Raw genomic sequence first — 17865 nt, forward strand, 5'->3', positions numbered from 1 at the left:
CCGTTGGTTATTCATCAACATAATAAATATTTTTCGGATACTATGTTAACCGTTCATATGCTCAATTTTTTAATTTTTCTGTCATATATAAAATACTCAAATATGACGCGTGTCATTATAAGCGCAGTAAAAACAGTTGTTACAATACCTATGCTGAGTGTTACGGCAAAACCCTTCACAGGGCCGGTTCCAAATTGAAAAAGAACAAGACCGGCGATAAGAGTTGTCACGTTTGAATCAAGAATAGTCCAAGTCGCCCTTTCAAAACCGGCATCAACAGCAGCTCTGGCCGTTTTGCCAAGAGCAAGCTCCTCTCTTATCCTTTCATATATCAACACATTTGCATCAACAGCCATACCGATGGTAAGAACAATACCTGCCAATCCGGGCAGAGTAAGCGTTGCCTGAAAAGCTGCAAGAGCTCCTGTAATCAATAAAACGTTAAATACCAGACCAATGTCTGCCACAACACCTGACCACTTGTAATAAAATGCCATAAAAACAAAAATGAGCAAACCGCCTATCCACATGGAGAGAAGGCCCTTGTTGATTGAATCGGTTCCCAAAGAAGGCCCTACGGTTCTTTCTTCAATGATTTTAACCGGAGCAGGAAGTGCGCCTGCACGAAGCACGATAGCAAGGTCCCGCGCTTCTTCTGCCGTAAAACTTCCTGTGATCCTGGCATGGCCTCCCGAAATTTTTTCCTGAATTACCGGGGCCGAATAAACCTTGTTGTCAAGAACGATTGCAAGGCGTTTCTTTACATTTTCCTCAGTTATTCTTTCAAATGACTTTGCTCCCTTGTTATCAAAATCTATGGAAACATAGGGTTCATTATACTGGGAATCTATCTGAACCGAAGCTCCGGAAAGGGATGCGCCGGTTAAAAGCGTTAGTTTTTTTACCAGATAAGGTTGTTTCATAACACGTCTTGTCCGGGGATCTTCTTTGGTCTCATAAAGTATTTCGGTTCCCGGTGGAGCGCCTTCGGATAATGCCTTTTCAGGATCCTGTGTTTCATCAAGAAGCTTAAATTCAAGCAGAGCGGTTTTACCGATAAGTTCCTTTGCCCTCTGGGTATCACTTACTCCCGGTAATTGAACAATAATTCTGTCCTTACCTTCGAGACTAATATCCGGTTCGCTAACTCCGAACTGGTCAATACGGTTTCTTATGGTTTCAAGCGCCTGTTCTATTGCAAGTTTTTTGATGGTTTCGGCTTCCTTTTCGGGATAATCCATCACAATTTTAAGAAGGCCGCCGTCATTGGAGCGTGAAACTATCCGAAGCTCCTTGAATTCCTTTTCAAGAATCTTATCGAACCCGTCAATATTTTCCTGACCTTCCAAAACAATTGATATTTTTGTACCTTCGATGCGTTCGATCTTCTGGTAACTTAAATGCTGGCTTCTGAAAAGCCCTTTAAGATCGTTTGCCATTCGTTCGATGGAGCTTTCAACGGCTTTTTCGCTTTCAACTTCAAGCGCAAGATGCATGCCTCCCTGAAGGTCAAGCCCCAGATTTATTTTTTTATGAGGCCATATTCCGGGCTTAAATGTTGGAAGGAAATAAATAATTGCAGTAATCAGTACTATAACGGATAAATACAATTTCCATGAAAAAATCTTCAATGATCAGTTCCTTTCACTTAACACTTTGAACTAACACATATTATTATTTCAATATATAATAAATCAAGTCGTTTTGTCTTTGCCAGTATCTGCGTTTTTTGCAGATTGCGACGGAGCACCCGCAACGTTTGCGCGGTTTAATTTGATGCGGACTTTGTCAGCAATTTCAACCGTTATTGTGTTGTCATCCATTCCGGTTATTATGCCGTAAATGCCGCCGCTTGTGACTATTTTATCTCCTTTTTTGAGATTGGCTATCATTTCACGATGCTCTTTGGCTTTTTTTTGCTGAGGCCTGATAAGCAGGAAATAGAAAATTACAAACATCAGAACAAGCGGAATAAAAGCTGCGAAACCGCCTCCCTGGCCTGAGGCAGCTCCTCCCTGGCCCATTGCATATGCTATACTGTTCAAAATAAAATCTCCTTTTTACTGTAACACAGGGTTTTGGCGGCATATAAAATGCCGCCACAGATGCTTTACTGATTAAAAACACGGTCAAAAATGGTGTCGATATATTTTAAATGATATTTTACGTCAAATATTTCTTCAATTTTATCCCTACCCAGAAGGCTGCAGATCTTTTCATCTTCACTGACAAGAACTTTAAAATCCTTATTTTCATCCCATGTCTTCATTGCATGAGCCTGCACCATTTGATATGCATCTTCACGGCTTATACCGGATTCGGCAAGCGCGATCAGAATCTGCTGAGAAAATATAAGCCCTTTTAATGCGTTAAGATTTTTGCCCATTCTTTCAGGATATACAGCTAAATTTTTGATTATGCCTGTAAATCTGCTCAGCATATAGTCCATTAATATTGTGCTGTCCGGGGCTATGATCCGTTCAACAGATGAATGACTTATGTCTCTTTCATGCCATAATGGTATGTTTTCCAGAGCCGCCATGGAGTTTGCTCTCACTATCCTTGCAAGTCCGCACATGTTTTCGGAACCAACGGGATTACGCTTATGGGGCATTGCCGATGAACCTTTTTGTCCTTTTGAAAAAGATTCTTCAGCTTCAAGTACTTCAGTTCTTTGAAGGTGCCTGATTTCAAGAGCCATTTTTTCAATTGAAGAGGCCATTATAGCAAGACTGACAAAGTATTCGGCATATCTGTCTCTTTGAACAATCTGGGTAGAAGCGGGAGCTGGCTTTAAGCCAAGATTATTACAGACATATTCTTCCACTTGTGGAGAAATATTTGCAAAAGTTCCAACAGCACCGGATATTTTACCGTAGCTGATTGTTTCCAGGGCGTTCCGGAAACGGTTTTTATTCCTTTGCATTTCATCGTACCATACGGATAATTTCAGGCCGAAAGTTATTGGTTCAGCATGAATACCATGGGAACGCCCTATCATAACAGTATCTTTATGTTTAAAAGCTTTCTCCTTGATGGCATCCATAAGGCCATCGCAGTCTTTTATAATTATTTTGCCTGCTTCTTTAAGCAGGTATGCCATACCGGTATCGAGAATGTCCGATGATGTGAGCCCCATGTGGATATATCTTGAATCGGGGCCAACATACTCTGCGACGTTTGTTAAGAAAGCTATTACATCATGTTTGGTAATGGATTCGGTTTCATTTATTCTGTCTACAGAAAAGTTCGCTTTGCTTTTTATGTTTAAAACTGCGGCTTCCGGAATTCTGCCTGTTTTAGCCATGGCTTCGCAGGCAAGCACCTCTACCATAAGCCATGTTCTGTATTTGTTTTCATCTGTCCAGATGTCGCCCATAATTTTTCTGGTGTATCTTTGTATCATAATTACCTGTAATAGTGATTTATATTGCGTGCCTAATAGTTTTATACGACTTTATCTGTCAGGCTGTTTTTGTTATTTTAAGTATTGATCGCAGTTTACGGTTTTCCGTCAGCAGTTAACTGAAAACCATATTTGTTTGATACAGGAATCCCAAAGGAGTGTCAACAAGATGCCTTTTCACAGATAATTTCGCATTCCCCCGGCAACATGCTGCTGTTTCCCTCAATACGTATATTTAAGCTGCGTCTTGTTTCAATATCAAAAATATCCTTACGCTTTTTATTTGATAAATAATCTGCAACATTAACCGGAACAATTCCTTTAACACTTGTAATATCATCTTTTAGGGCTGCAAGGCTGAGTTTTCGCAGGAAACTGAGGCCCTGGGTTTCGGCAGATGGGGTTACGCCCTTTCCCTTGCAGTAACTGCACGGTTCATAGCTTCCAAATTCGATTGATGGTCTGATCCTTTGCCTTGACAGTTCCATTAAACCAAACCTTGAAATCTTTCCAAACTTTATCCTGGCTTTATCTTCTTTAACAAAAGTTTTAAAAACTTTTTCAACTTCCAGGTTGTGTTTCGAATCTCTCATATCTATGAAATCAACAACTATAAGTCCTCCCAGATCCCTGAGACGCAATTGACGTGCTATCTCTTCTGCGGCTTCAAGATTTGTTGCATGAGCTGTTTCTTCGATCGATTTTGTATGGGTGGCTTTGCCTGAATTGACATCTATGGCAACAAGCGCCTCAGTCTGTTCTATAACTATGGAGCCACCCGACTTAAGTTTGACTCTGTTTTCAAAAATAGAGCTGATCTGGTTTTCAAGCTGAAATTTTGTGAATATGGGTTTATCACCTTTAAATAGTTTCACTATTGTTGCATGTTTGGGCGATATTATCTTTATAAAATCTCTGACTTCACGGTATACAGCCGGATCGTCGATAAGAATTTCATTAACATCGGATGTAAAATAATCTCTTATCGATCTAACAACAAGATGTCTTTCCTTATACAGCAGAGCCGGGGATTTAACTTCCATGACATTGCTTTTTATGTTCTTCCAAAGCCTTAACAGATAAGCAATGTCACGGGATATTTCTATCTTTGTGCTATCGGTGCCGGCGGTTCTGACGATTATTCCAAACCCTTCAGGGATTTTTATATTGCTTACAGTTTCTTTAAGCCTTTTACGTTCTTCTTCATCGCTTATTTTGCGGGAAACGCCAACCCCTTCACTTCCCGGCATAAGCACTACAAATCTTCCTGCAAGGGAAATATATGTTGTAAGCATCGCCCCTTTTTTCATAATCGGGTCCTTTGTAACCTGCACCAGAAATTCCTGACCCTGCTTGACTATGCTTGTTATGGAACGGTCTCCGGAATCACTGTCATGAAAATAGTCGCTATGTATTTCATTTTTTTGTAAAAACCCTTGGCGTTCCGCTCCGTAGTCAATAAAAACAGCCTGGAGGCTAGGTTCAATACGCGTAACTATCCCCTTGTATATGTTGCTTTGCGTAATTTCTCTTGCAGCGTTTTCGGTATGAAATTCTTCAAGTTTGTTGTCTTTTACTTTTGCTATTCTGCATTCGGCTGGATCAACCGCATTTATAATAATTTTGCCGCTCATCTAAGTTTTCCCGGAAGTGAGTTTGATGCCGTAAGGATTTCGCATAACATCTTAACCTTAATCCGGTCCCATACTCCGGCATGATGAAGGTAAGTTGCTTAAAACCCTTGCTATTTTATATTAATACGCATGTAATATTTTTTTAATTTGATATTATATAAATTTTTGCTTGAATATGCAATTGTTAGATGTAAGTCAATCAGTTTTTATTTCAATATCCGGATAATGCCAGATGGAAAGAATCCAATATCCTGTTAAATTCTGATCTGGAAAATAAAAAAATCTCCGGCAGCCCACAAACGGCACAATATTTATTCGCAAATCTTGCTATTTATATGATATTGTGCAACTAGTAAAAAAAATTATATGTTTTATGTAAATTGTCAAACAATGAAAACTGTGAAAAATGATTAATTTCGCTTATCTTTGAAGAATGAGCGAATTTTAACCGAAATTATCCGGCAAGCGCTTATTAAGGAGTTTTAAATCAATAATGGAAGAAAAGTACAACCCGGAAGTTATAGAGAGTAAGTGGCAGACAAACTGGGACAAGTCAGGCCTTTTTAAGGTCAGTGAATATCCCCGGGAAAAAAAATATTACCTTCTTGAAATGTTTCCATATCCTTCCGGAAAAATTCATATGGGGCATGTGAGAAATTATACCATAGGTGATGTGGTTGCAAGATATAAGAGGATGCAGGGTTTTAATGTTTTGCACCCTATGGGATGGGATGCTTTCGGAATGCCTGCTGAAAATGCGGCTATAGCAAATAAAACGCATCCCGCAGCCTGGACTTATGAAAATATAGACTACATGCGTAAGCAACTAAAACGCATGGGTTTTTCATATGACTGGGACAGGGAAATTACAACCTGTAAGCCAGAATACTACAGGTGGGAACAATGGCTTTTTTTGAAAATGTATGAAAAAGGGGATGCATACAGAAAAGAATCTTTTGTTAACTGGTGTGATTCCTGTCAAACAGTTCTTGCAAATGAACAGGTAGAAGCAGGTATGTGCTGGAGATGCGGCAAACAGGTCCGCCAGAAAAAGCTTTGGCAGTGGTTTTTCAGAATAACAGACTATGCAGAAGATCTTCTGCTCCATTGTGATATGCTTGCCGGATGGCCAGAAAAAGTCACTTTGATGCAAAAAAACTGGATAGGAAAGAGTACCGGAGCTCAAATAAGATTTCCGGTTGAAAATATGGATGAAGTTATTCCTGTATTTACAACAAGACAGGACACGGTTTTTGGTGCAACATTCATGTGTCTTGCCCCTGAACATCCCCTTGTAATAAAGCTTTCAAAAGGAACGGATCAAGAGAAGAATGTACTTGAATTCATCGAAAAAATTTCCTTACAGGACAGGTCGGTTAAAGCTATGGAAGGTTATGAAAAAGAAGGTGTTTTTACCGGAGCATGGTGTATTAACCCGCTAACCGGCAGAAGAATGCCCGTATATACCGCAAACTTTGCTCTCATGGAGTATGGAACGGGCGCGGTAATGTCTGTCCCCGCACATGATCAGAGGGATTTCGATTTTGCAAAAAAATACGGGCTGGATATTGTGATTGTTGTTAAACCCCCTGAATGTGACCTTGATCCGGCTTTGATGGCTGAAGCTTACGCCGGTGAAGGAACAATGGTTAATTCCGGGCAATTTAACGGTATAAACAATAAAAAAGCTCTTGATGAGATTGCTTCTTTTCTTGAACAGAAAGGCATCGGAGAAAAAACAGTCAGTTTCAGACTGAGAGACTGGGGCATTTCGCGACAACGCTACTGGGGTGCGCCTATACCAATGGTTCACTGCAAAAGCTGCGGTATTGTTCCTGCGGATGAAAAAGATATTCCCATATTGCTCCCCGAAGATGCAGGTCTGCTTGAAGGCGGCCAGTCCCCGCTTTCCTTTCTTGACTATTTCACAAAAACAAAATGCCCGAAATGCGGAAGAGATGATGCAGCAAGGGAAACGGATACCATGGATACTTTTGTGGAATCCTCCTGGTATTTTGAGCGCTATTGCAGTCCTGATTATACAAAAGGCCTTTTTGATAAAACCGCTGTCGATTACTGGATGCCGGTGGATCAATATATAGGCGGTGTTGAACATGCTATTTTGCACCTTCTGTATTCAAGATATTTTACCCGTGTTTTAAAAGATCTTGGTCTGGTTGAATGCAAGGAGCCTTTTACCAGACTATTAACTCAGGGTATGGTGTGCAAAGAGACTGTCTCCTGTCCCGATCATGGTTATTTATTTCCTCAGGAGGTTATAGAGGAAACCGAAAAACGCACTTGTTCAAAATGCGGGCATGAAGTCGTGGTTGGACGGGTTGAGAAAATGTCCAAGTCTAAAAAAAATGTTATTGATCCCAACCTGCTGCTTGAAAGATACGGAGCCGATACAACCAGGCTTTTTTGCCTTTTTGCCGCTCCTCCTGAACGGGATCTTGAATGGAGCGAACAGGGAGTTGAAGGAGGTTACCGTTTTTTAACGCGTGTATGGAGACTTGTTAATACATGGATTGATGTAATTGGAAATACTGTGCCATTTGACGGAGAACCGGAGCTGCTTGAAGGAGATTTGCGGGAACTATACCGGAAAACTCACCAAACAATTTCAAAGGTCACAAACGACATAGAAAACAGATTCCATTTCAATACTGCCATAAGTGCAGTTATGGAACTTGTCAACATCATATATGCAATGGATAACATTGAAGATGCTCCCGAAAAACCGGGAGTAATCCGGTTTGCTGTTGAATCAATCATTTTATTGTTGTCACCAATAGTTCCTCATTTCTCAGAAGAGCTGTGGGAAGCAATTGGTTACAAAACAAGCGTGCTTCTTTCGCCATGGCCTGTTTACAGGAAAGAGGCCCTTGTAAACGATGAAATGCTTATAGTTGTTCAGGTTAATGGCAAACTCAGAGGCAAATTCAACATAAGTTCCGATGCAAATGATGATGCAATAAAAGAGAGAGCCTTATCCGATGAAAATGCCATAAAATTTATCGGCAACAAACAGATTAAAAAAGTAATTGTTGTTAAGAAAAAACTCGTAAATATAGTTATATAAAACTAAAGGAGCAGCTTTGATAAAAACACGCCTACTGATATTGATTATAACTGTTACAGCATTGTCGTTTTATGGTTGTGGATATATGTTTGCCGGAAGCGGTGAATTGCCGGCATCAGTTAAAAAAGTAAGTGTATCTGTTCTTGAAAATAAAACAGCCGAAAACGGTATTGAAAGCATAATAACAAACGACATTATATATGAATTCACCAGACACGGTAAAAATGTTGCAAAGAAAGATGAAGCGGACGCATTTTTATCCGGGGTTATAGAAACAGCCAACGATGCGGCGATTTCGCGCAGCAGTACTATAACATCTCTTGAAAGACGGGTCGTAATTGTTGTTAGTTTGAAATTAAAAGGCAAAGACGGCAATATTATCTGGACAGGATCAAATATTACAGATGACCAGGCCTTTACTGTTTTGTCAGACAAGCTTGCAACTGAAAATGAAATGCGAAAAGCTATTGAAATTCTATCAAAAAGAATTGCAGAAAAGGTATATAATAAACTAACGGACAATTTTTAGATATGAATTCAGCTCATATTCGCTATGGGATATGGCGAGCTTGAAGCCAGGAATCAGAAATTAATTGGCATAATATTCTGACAAATGATAAAGCATTAACAAATGTTGATGGACTTATAAAAAGTCCATCAACAGGCCGGTGGGCGAATAATTCACAGCCTGGTGAGAGTGTGAAATCGCATGAATTTATTTCAAAATACTAAAGAGCTGAACCCCTTTCCTGCCGAGCTATAATCGTTTATGACTTTTTACGAAGGTATCAGTTTTGACAGGCGGGATATTTTCCGGGCGGCGGTTCTTTTATGTATCACACCTTTTTTTGCTGATTTGTCGATAATGGACTTTGCTGCATCCAGACTTTTCAAGAAAACCTCCTTGCTTTCATTCTTGTTTGCAGTTTCCCTGATGTCCTTTATTATGTTTTTTACTCTTGTTTTTATAGATTTGTTGCGCAAGCGTCTGACTTCATCTTGCCGTGCACGTTTTAAAGCTGATTTATGATTTGCCAAATTCATGACTCCTTTTGTTAGATTTTTTTAGAGCGCCTTTTATACAAGATGAGATATAAACTGTCAAGGACATATTAGCCCGGATTAGGACGTTTTTGCAATATATTTTATAATTTTAATTTAAGTGGGTGAGGATATTTATGCCTGGGTCGGAAAAAATCCGGGTAACAAAAGCGGCTATGCTTGTGGGTTCGGCAACGCTGCTTAGCCGTATACTTGGTTTTGCAAGAGATGTTGTAATTGCATGGTATTTTGGTGCCGGATTATATTCGGATGCATTTATAGTTGCTTTCAGAATACCGAATCTTTTCCGCCGGCTTTTTGCAGAAGGTTCTTTGGGTATTTCTTTTATACCTGTATTTGCTGAATATCTCATAAAAGAGGGAAAAGATGAAGCCAACAATCTTGCCGGATCGGCAGTACGTCTTTTATCTATTATCCTTGTTTTTATTACTGTATTGGGGATTATTTTCTCTCCTTTGATTGTAACTGTTATTGCACCCGGATTCGCCGGTTCTGCTGCAAAATTTGCGCTTACCGTGTCTCTTACCCGAATAATGTTTCCATATATTTATTTAATATGTCTACTAGGCATTTTTATGGGTATTTTAAATGTTTTAGGGCATTTCGCAGCTCCGGCTTTTGCACCTTGCATACTAAATATTTCAATGATAACAGCTGTCCTGTTTGTTTCTCCTCTTATGAATGAACCGGTAAAAGTGCTTGCCGCCGGTGTGCTTGCCGGTGGGGTTTTGCAGCTTTTGGTTCAAGTTCCGTTTCTTATGAAAAACGGTATATATTTATGGAGGAAAACAAAAATATTCCATCCGGGAATAAAAAAGGTCGGAATTCTCATGCTGCCGGCAATATTCGGCGGGGCTGTTTACCAGATAAACATGTTTGTCAGTACTCTCCTGGCGTCATTTTTACCTGAAGGTAGTATCTCATATTTATATTATGCCGACCGGCTTGTGCAGTTTCCTCTGGGAGTTTTTGCAATTTCGGCCGCTACAGCAATATTTCCGGCTCTTTCCAGGCAGGCTTCCGAAAACGACATGAATGCTTTAAAAGAGACTTTCGACTATTCCATAAGAATGGTGCTGTTTATCACTTTTCCCTGTATGATAGGTCTTATTGTATTAAGAGAACCTGTAATCATCCTGCTTTTTAAAAGAGGAGAATTTGATATGCAAACAGTAAAATTGACTGCCCAGGCCCTGTTATGCTATAGTATCGGGCTATGGGCATTTGCATCAGTTAAGATTACGGTTCCGGTTTTTTATGCATTAAAAGATACAAAAACTCCTGTAATAACAGCCTTAATATCTTTTATAGCAAATATTGCCCTGAGTTTTTTGCTGATGAAACCTCTCAAACACGGGGGGCTTGCACTGGCAAATTCACTGGCTTCAATTTTAAATATTATACTTCTTTTCCGGGCAATTAATATTAAAGTCGGATATCCGGGCTGGGATAAACTGCAAAAATCAGCCGGAAAAACCGTTGTATGTTCACTGATTATGGGGGGAATTGTCTGGTGTTTGAAATCATTGATTATACCTTATGAAAATATTTCTTTTGGTGCCATGCTGTTAAGTGTGACCTCTTGTTTGTTAGCCGGCATAGTTTTATATGGTTTTTTAACATATTTTGTAAAAAGCTCTGAAATTAAAAGCCTCATAGCTTTGACCGGAAGGAGCAGAAAGAAAGTTGAGCAGAAAGAATAAAATATTATTAACCATTGGAATAGGCATTGTTTTTTCACTTTTTATGCTGATAATTGTGGGGAACAATGCCATGCTTGAATTAAAGCGGCTTAGAAAAGAAAGAGATGTAATTATAAATAAAAATAAAGAACTGGCAATGGAGAATAATTCCATGTATATTGAAATAAAGCGCTTAAGTATAGATCCGAAATATATTGAAAATATAGCCAGGCAGGAATTGGGTATGATAAGAAAAGATGAGATTATCTTACAATTTAAGAATGAAAAAGAAGCCGGAACCAAAAAACAATAGTACCGAACAAGTCCATCATATATTAAAAGAATGGAAAATATAAACTTACGCGAAAGAGCCACTTTCAAAATGTTTCAGTTTGGTCAAGGTCAAGGCGGGCGAATATTTTAACCACAGGAATACATTTAGTATTTCTAGGATTAAAATTTGAGCCCAACGCAGAGATCGGCCTAAATGGGACGTTTTGAAACTGGCTCGAAATAATAACTTTAAAAGAGAACTATAATGGTTGATAATAGTGCTGTTAATACTGTTACCATGGCTGAAATATATGCTAAACAGGGTTTATTTGATAAAGCAGCCGAAATTTATAATAAATTATTGGAACAGGATCCGGATAGAGATGATCTTATAAAAGCCCTTTCGATACTCGAAGAAACAAGGGCCGAGGCAAATAAAGATCTGAAAAAAAGGCTGATTCCGTTATTTAGCGAATGGGTTGATCTTATGTTGTGCAATGAAAAAATGAAATTATTAGAAAAACTTAGGGATCACCGGAGGCCTTTGGATAATTTGAAATAACCTTAGATAAAGAGCAGGCTTTTTATAAAACCATGTTTTTACCATCATATTAAGGTGTTTAAACAACTCCGGTTCACCGTGTCAGAGTTTAGGGCATGATTGGGTTTATAAATTTAACTATGAAATCCTGTTTGTATTTATAATGGAAAATTTTATGGAAGAAAACAATCAACCGTTTTTTCTTAAAGGGCAATTCCTTTTTGCTATGCCTGAGATGGCTGATCCAAATTTTTCCGGAACCGTAACCTGTATTTCAGAACATACGCAGGAAGGCGCTTTCGGAATAGTAATAAACAGGATAAGTTCTTTTGTTACAGGAAAAGACATTTTTGATGAGCTCAAAATAGCATACATCCCGGGTGCGGAACAAATACCTGTTTATATGGGCGGGCCTGTGCATACAGGAGAAATATTTATTCTTCACGGCCAGCCGTTTGAGTATGAAAGTTGTTTTATGATAACTCCTTTTCTTGCTATGAGCAATACATTGGATATAGTTACTGCGATTGCCGTCGGTAATGGGCCCAAGTCTTATATTATTGCTCTTGGATGTGCCGGATGGGGTCCGGGACAGCTCGAATATGAAATTAAGGAAAATGCATGGCTGACCTGTTGTGTTTCCGAGGATATTCTTTTTAATACGTCAGTCGAAACCATGTGGGATGCTACAGCAAAAAAAATGGGAATAAATCCTGCTCTCCTTTCAATTAAAGCAGGTCATGCTTGAGCATATCAAGTAAAAATCTCTTAAACAATTAATTAATTTACAGGGCAAAAGGAAAGATTATATGAGAAAAATTGTTTTTTTATTATTTGGATTTGTCTTGGTTACAGTGCTTTTGTTACCAATCGGGTTTGTTAAAGAGGCGGCGGCAGAAGGCCCAAGCATCGATATACATTTACCTCTTCCTCTTCCACCTCCTCCACCCCGTATATTTATTAGGCCACCCGAAATAATCGTAATTCCCGGATCGCCGGTTTTTGTTGCTCCTCATCCGGATGTGGATATTTTCTTCTATAACGATTATTGGTGGTCTCCACGCGGAGATCGCTGGTACCGTTCAAGGGATTACAATGGCCATTGGAAGGAAATGGATCAGCGCCATATTCCCGATTATGTGAGACGTGCACCAAGAAATTATCGTTCAGTCTATAAGCATGAACATCGCATTCCCTATGGACAGTGGAAGAAGCAAAGAAAACATATGGATAAAAAGGAATACAGAGAAAGGTCTAATGATAGGCGGGATGACCGGAGAGATGACGGGCGTAGCCATGGTCACGGCCATAAATGAAATTAAGCCGGAATTATCCGGATTGTACAGAGTTCAATCCGGATAAACTAAGTCTTCTTTCAGTAATTTTGATACTTAATGTGTTTATATGGTTAATATTCTCATGTTTCCGGAACCTGAGCGAAACAGGCTATTCTTCAAAGGTATTGTTGAAATAGAGTCTTATGCCAATGTCGCATTCCGATTCTAGTTTATCCGGAAAAAGTTTTAAAAAAAGTAATCCGTCAAATCCCGGCTCTAAACATTATGCCTTTTTAGTTGCTGCCGGGATTTTTTTCAGCCGGATTGCAGGACTTGTTCGTGATCGCATCTTCGCACACTACTTTGGCAATTCAGATGCGGCAGATGCATTCAAAGCTGCTTTTCGCATTCCCAATTTTCTCCAAAATCTATTTGGAGAAGGGGTACTTTCAGCTTCATTCATTCCGGTTTACGCAGGGTTGCTGGCACGTAAGGATGATGAAGAGGCAAGGCGCACAGCCGGCGCTATCGCAGCGCTTTTATCTCTGGTAATTTCAATTCTGGTGCTGGCCGGAATTCTGACAACACCGTATTTGATCGATGTAATAGCGCCTGGATTTACCGGTGCCAAACGAGAGCTGACTATCCGTCTTGTACGTATTCTGTTTCCAGGCGCCGGACTTCTGGCTTTTTCCGCATGGTGTCTTGGTATCCTTAACAGCCATCGCCGGTTTTTTCTTTCCTATGCAGCTCCGGTTATCTGGAACGTAACCCTAATCCTGACTATGCTTCAATTCGGCAGCCGATATGCACAATATCCGCTTGCTCAAATTCTGGCATGGGGATCAGTGCTTGGCAGCGGTTTACAGGTATGTGTGCAACTGCCGGTTGTATTGAAGCTTCTTCACGGACTGCGGCTTTCTCTTGATTATCATGCAAAAAATGTAAAAACCGTTGTGATCAACTTCTTTCCTGTTTTTATGGGACGGGGTGTTGTGCAGATTAGTGCATATGTTGATGCTCTTTTGGCCAGTTTGCTGCCAACAGGCGCAGTTGCTGCACTCGCCTATGCTCAAACAATCTATACACTTCCGGTGAGCCTCTTCGGAATGTCGGTTTCGGCTGCTGAACTTCCGTTAATGTCGGGGGCACTTGGTAATGATCAGGAAGTGGCAAATATGTTGCGGGCAAGGATAGATTCAGGTCTCCGTCAAATAGCCTTTTTTGTTCTGCCATCTGTGGTCGCTTTTTTATTGGTGGGTGATGTTATTGTGGCTGCAATCTATCAGACCGGTAAATTCATGAGAGCCGATGTAATTTATGTTTGGGGAATTCTTGCCGGCGCAACGGTTGGTTTGCTGGCCTCAACTTTTGGACGGCTTTATTCATCGGCTTATTACGCCCTGCGCGACACCAAAACACCGCTTCGCTTTGCAATTATACGTGTTGTGCTTACCACGGTTTTGGGGTATCTCTGCGCGGTTCCACTGCCGCCGGCCATTGGTATCAGCCCGCGTTGGGGTGTTGCAGGACTTACCGTTTCAGCCGGAATAGCTGCCTGGGTTGAATTTGCACTTTTACGTCGAACTCTTAACCGCCGTATCGGGCGCACCGGCCTTGCTATGAGCTATCTCGCGAAACTCTGGGTTGCTGCGCTTGCAGCCGCTGCGGCTGGCTGGTGGCTGCGTAATTATTTCGGGCACCTGTCTCCTATTCTACTTGCCGTTATAGTGCTGCTACCTTTTGCTATCGTATATTCTACGATATCTTTAGCTCTCGGGATAAGTGATGTCCGAACATTATTCAGGCGTTTTATAAAATCATAAGATTGTGCAGATGTCATTTTTTCCTTTGCCTGAAAGGACAATCGATGATTTAAGTCAGTTTTGCCCCTTGTTCGAAAGATTTTCGTCCGCCTTGACCTTGACCAAACCGAAACGTTTTGGAAGTGGTTCTAAAGACTGATTATTATTTACAAAGAAGACAATCATGGAAACTGTAATCGTAGGCGCTGGTGCTGTCCTCCGCCATGCTGGCTGGCAGGCTGGTACTTTACACTATTTTTATACTTTTTACGCCCGCCTTTTGGAGAAAATAAGACAGGGTGCGGCCATATGATTATAAGTGCAAGCAGAAGAACTGATATTCCGGCTTTTTACAGCAGATGGTTTATTAACCGCATTCGTGAAGGTTTCTGCACTGTTCCCAATCCCTTCAACCCCGGACAGATTTCAAACGTTTCCTTATCTGTTGAAAATGTGGATGTAATTGTGTTCTGGACACGAAATCCCGGCCCGATTATTCCTCATCTTACAGAACTCAGGCAAAGAGGCTATCGTTATTATTTTTTATATACCCTTATGAATAACCCGAAACTTCTTGACCCCAAATCGCCTTCGGTAAAACACTCGCTTAATATTTTTAAAAAACTGTCTGACCTTATTGGCCCCGAAAAAATTATTTGGCGCTATGATCCTGTTATATTAAGCAATATTACAGATATTGATTTCCACAAAAAAACCTATGAAAACATAGCAGAATCTTTATGCGGTTATACTTTGCGCTGCATAATAAGTTTTGCAGAGATTTACAGAAAGATCAAAGGCAGGCTAAACATACTGTCCGACAAAGGCCTTTTGCTAAACGGATACGATGATAATATATTTGATCTTTCAGCCTTTTTAGCCCAGACTGCATCTAAATATAATATAAAAATACAAAGCTGCGCTTTAAAGAAATATCTTGGCAAGTTTGGCATCTTGCCTGGTAAATGTATAGATGATGATTATATTGAAAAAGTTTTCAGACTTAAGCTTGATTTGAAAAAAGACCCTTTTCAGAGAAAAGAATGCGGATGTGTTGCAAGTAAAGATATAGGAATGTATAACTCATGCCTGTATCAATGCCAATATTGTTATGCAACAGGCAGTTTCGAAAAAGCAGGAATTAATTATCGCAATCATAACCCTTGTTCTCCTTCGCTGCTTTAGAAGGCGACAGGGGGAAGAGGTGAAAGGTGAAAGGTGAAAGGTTCAAGGTTCAAGGTGAAAGGTGAAAGGTGAAAGGTGAAAGGTTGATGGATGGAGTCTGTTAAAATTCCTGCAGAAGATTCAATCGATCTGCATACATTCAGACCTGAAGATATTTCCGATCTGCTCTCCGAATATTTTTTGGAATGTATGGCAAACGGTATTTATACTGTGCGTATAATTCACGGAAAGGGTAAGGGAATTCTTAAAAACAGTGTTGCCGGTATTTTAAACAAAAGTCCTTATGTCATATCATTTTTTGATTCACCGCCGGAAAGAGGTGGCTGGGGATCTACTATAGCAGAACTAACAAGAAATAATAAATTGAAGGAGAAATAAATATAATAATGGATACCAGCAACCACAATATGGTGCACCGCCTGTTTGCCGAAGATAAGGAAATCGTTCTTTTAGGTACGGCTCATGTTTCAAAGGACAGTGTTGAACTTGTCAATTCGGTCATTAACGAAGAAAAGCCGGATACCGTATGTGTAGAACTCTGTGAATCAAGATATCAGGCTATAGAAAAAAAAGACTCATGGCAAAACACAAATATCGTAAAGGTAATTAAGGAAAAAAAGACATTTCTTCTTCTTTCAAACCTTATCCTCGCATCATTTCAAAAAAGAATCGCAAAAAAGTTTGATATTGTTCCTGGCCAGGAAATGATAGAGGCCATCAATGCAGGAAAATCCATCGGAGCTAAAATACATACGGCTGACAGGGATATAAGGGTAACTCTTTCAAGAGTATGGAATACCATTGGTTTTTGGGGGAAAGTAAAGCTTCTTTTTCAACTGATTCTGTCTTTAGGAGATGTCGGGGATATTACTGAAAATGACATTGAAAAGATGAAGCAGGAAGATGTGCTTGAAACTCTTCTTGCGGAAGTAGGACAATCTCTTCCCGTATTAAAAAAGATACTGATAGATGAAAGAGATATGTATCTTGCCCAAAAAATCAAAACAGCTCCCGGAAACAAGATTGTGGCTGTAGTTGGAGCCGGCCATGTGAAAGGTATTAAAGCTTACTGGGATGATACTATTGACTTAACATCACTTGACACAGTTCCTCCCAAAAGCAGTATGTCGAATGCTTTTCAGTGGATTTTCACATCAGGCATTATCATTCTTTTTATTTACGGTTTTTATTATGGCGGAACAAAGGCCGGAACCGACATGATAACCTGGTGGATACTCATAACCGGGGTTTTAGCCGGAGTGGGCGCAGTTATTGCGATGGCTCATCCCCTTACAATTTTATCTTCCATGCTTGCCGCACCTTTAACCACTTTGCATCCGCTTATAGCTGTAGGATGGGTTTCAGGACTTGTGGAAGCCTATTTCAGCAAACCGAAAGTTAAAGATATTGAAAGCCTGCCGGACGACATTCTTTCCGTAAGGGGTTTCTGGAGAAATAAGGTTACCAGAATACTTCTTGTAGTTGCTTTTACAAACCTGGGAGCCTCTATAGGCACGTTTGTTGCTCTGCCTCTTATGATAAAAATGCTTTAATTGAACTTTTTATAGGAGACTGCCGTACTAAACTTATGTTTCAGGTATTGTTCATGTGTTTATCAATGGAATATTGGTTGAAGGGAAAAAATAGGGCTAAGCAACCAGACAACAGATAAGGTACATTCCCGTTAATAAAGGTAAACAAATTGATATATCGTTAACAAGTTACCGGATTAATGGATTTGTTGGCGAGTTCATATTCAAAGGGTGTAAGCCCTAATCTTGTTTTCTATGCACCATCTTTTGGCATAGACTTCAAGGATATCCTTCATGGGCAAAGCCTTGTTGTTGGTTATAACAAATGTGGGCCTGCTTCGGCCATGATCTTTTATTACAATTTGACGGAATATATGACTACA

Annotated in this window: 17 protein-coding genes; 12 read left to right on the forward strand and 5 right to left on the reverse strand. The window is 40.0% G+C overall.

What is annotated here, in order from left to right; genetic code table 11:
• Window positions 1-53 precede the first annotated feature (53 nt).
• The 4 genes from secD to VXK47_RS02920 all read right to left on the reverse strand — a co-directional run bounded on the left by secD (window position 54) and on the right by VXK47_RS02920 (window position 5040).
• Window positions 54-1631 (reverse strand): preprotein translocase subunit SecD, encoded by a 1578-nt coding sequence (secD, locus tag VXK47_RS02905; protein ID WP_435547271.1) that lies wholly within the window; start codon window positions 1629-1631, stop codon window positions 54-56.
• A gap of 63 nt (window positions 1632-1694) precedes the next feature.
• The gene (gene yajC, locus VXK47_RS02910; RefSeq protein WP_435547272.1) at window positions 1695-2045 is read right to left on the reverse strand and encodes a preprotein translocase subunit YajC; all 351 of its coding nucleotides are present in this window, start codon (window positions 2043-2045) and stop codon (window positions 1695-1697) included.
• Window positions 2046-2110: 65 nt separating this feature from the next.
• The gene (purB, locus tag VXK47_RS02915; protein WP_435547273.1) at window positions 2111-3406 is read right to left on the reverse strand and encodes an adenylosuccinate lyase; all 1296 of its coding nucleotides are present in this window, start codon (window positions 3404-3406) and stop codon (window positions 2111-2113) included.
• Window positions 3407-3567: 161 nt separating this feature from the next.
• A complete protein-coding gene (locus VXK47_RS02920; RefSeq protein WP_435547274.1) occupies window positions 3568-5040 on the reverse strand; it encodes an Rne/Rng family ribonuclease in 1473 nt (490 codons plus the stop codon).
• 493 nt (window positions 5041-5533) lie between these two features.
• Between VXK47_RS02920 and leuS the strand changes: the two genes are divergently transcribed.
• Window positions 5534-8125: a leucine--tRNA ligase gene (gene leuS, locus VXK47_RS02925; RefSeq protein ID WP_435547275.1), complete on the forward strand. Its 2592-nt coding sequence runs from the start codon at window positions 5534-5536 to the stop codon at window positions 8123-8125.
• Between the two features lie 16 nt (window positions 8126-8141).
• The gene (lptE, locus tag VXK47_RS02930; RefSeq protein WP_435547276.1) at window positions 8142-8654 is read left to right on the forward strand and encodes an LPS assembly lipoprotein LptE; all 513 of its coding nucleotides are present in this window, start codon (window positions 8142-8144) and stop codon (window positions 8652-8654) included.
• Between the two features lie 248 nt (window positions 8655-8902).
• Here the strand turns inward: lptE and rpsT are convergent, their stop codons facing one another.
• Entirely contained in the window at window positions 8903-9163 is a 261-nt protein-coding gene (gene rpsT / locus VXK47_RS02935; RefSeq protein WP_435547277.1) for a 30S ribosomal protein S20, read from the reverse strand.
• Between the two features lie 140 nt (window positions 9164-9303).
• Between rpsT and murJ (VXK47_RS02940) the strand changes: the two genes are divergently transcribed.
• From murJ (VXK47_RS02940) to VXK47_RS02985, 10 genes are all read left to right on the forward strand, one after another.
• Entirely contained in the window at window positions 9304-10890 is a 1587-nt protein-coding gene (gene murJ, locus VXK47_RS02940) for a murein biosynthesis integral membrane protein MurJ (protein ID WP_435547278.1), read from the forward strand.
• Window positions 10874-11182: an FtsB family cell division protein gene (locus VXK47_RS02945; protein ID WP_435547279.1), complete on the forward strand. Its 309-nt coding sequence runs from the start codon at window positions 10874-10876 to the stop codon at window positions 11180-11182. Before murJ (VXK47_RS02940) ends, VXK47_RS02945 begins: the two co-directional genes overlap by 17 nt.
• Before the next feature lie 225 nt (window positions 11183-11407).
• The gene (locus tag VXK47_RS02950; protein ID WP_435547280.1) at window positions 11408-11704 is read left to right on the forward strand and encodes a tetratricopeptide repeat protein; all 297 of its coding nucleotides are present in this window, start codon (window positions 11408-11410) and stop codon (window positions 11702-11704) included.
• Between the two features lie 154 nt (window positions 11705-11858).
• Window positions 11859-12431, forward strand: a complete 573-nt coding sequence (locus VXK47_RS02955; protein ID WP_435547281.1) for a YqgE/AlgH family protein — start codon at window positions 11859-11861, stop codon at window positions 12429-12431.
• Between the two features lie 61 nt (window positions 12432-12492).
• Entirely contained in the window at window positions 12493-12999 is a 507-nt protein-coding gene (locus tag VXK47_RS02960; protein WP_435547282.1) for a hypothetical protein, read from the forward strand.
• 170 nt (window positions 13000-13169) lie between these two features.
• Window positions 13170-14786, forward strand: a complete 1617-nt coding sequence (gene murJ, locus VXK47_RS02965) for a murein biosynthesis integral membrane protein MurJ (RefSeq protein ID WP_435547283.1) — start codon at window positions 13170-13172, stop codon at window positions 14784-14786.
• A 163-nt stretch (window positions 14787-14949) separates the two neighbouring features.
• Entirely contained in the window at window positions 14950-15078 is a 129-nt protein-coding gene (locus tag VXK47_RS02970) for a hypothetical protein (protein WP_435547284.1), read from the forward strand.
• Window positions 15075-15950 carry a DUF1848 domain-containing protein gene (locus tag VXK47_RS02975; RefSeq protein ID WP_435547285.1) on the forward strand — a complete coding sequence of 292 codons (876 nt, stop codon included), beginning with the start codon at window positions 15075-15077 and terminating at the stop codon, window positions 15948-15950. The genes VXK47_RS02970 and VXK47_RS02975 overlap by 4 nt, the downstream gene beginning before the upstream one ends.
• Window positions 15951-16040: 90 nt before the next feature.
• Window positions 16041-16328 (forward strand): Smr/MutS family protein, encoded by a 288-nt coding sequence (locus VXK47_RS02980; protein ID WP_435547286.1) that lies wholly within the window; start codon window positions 16041-16043, stop codon window positions 16326-16328.
• Between the two features lie 8 nt (window positions 16329-16336).
• Complete coding sequence (locus VXK47_RS02985) at window positions 16337-17503, forward strand: TraB/GumN family protein (protein ID WP_435547287.1); 1167 nt, start codon at window positions 16337-16339, stop codon at window positions 17501-17503.
• Window positions 17504-17865: the final 362 nt, after the last annotated feature.

The organism is Desulfobacterium sp. N47 (genome assembly GCF_051233685.1).
Classification (GTDB): domain Bacteria; phylum Desulfobacterota; class Desulfobacteria; order Desulfobacterales; family RPRI01; genus RPRI01.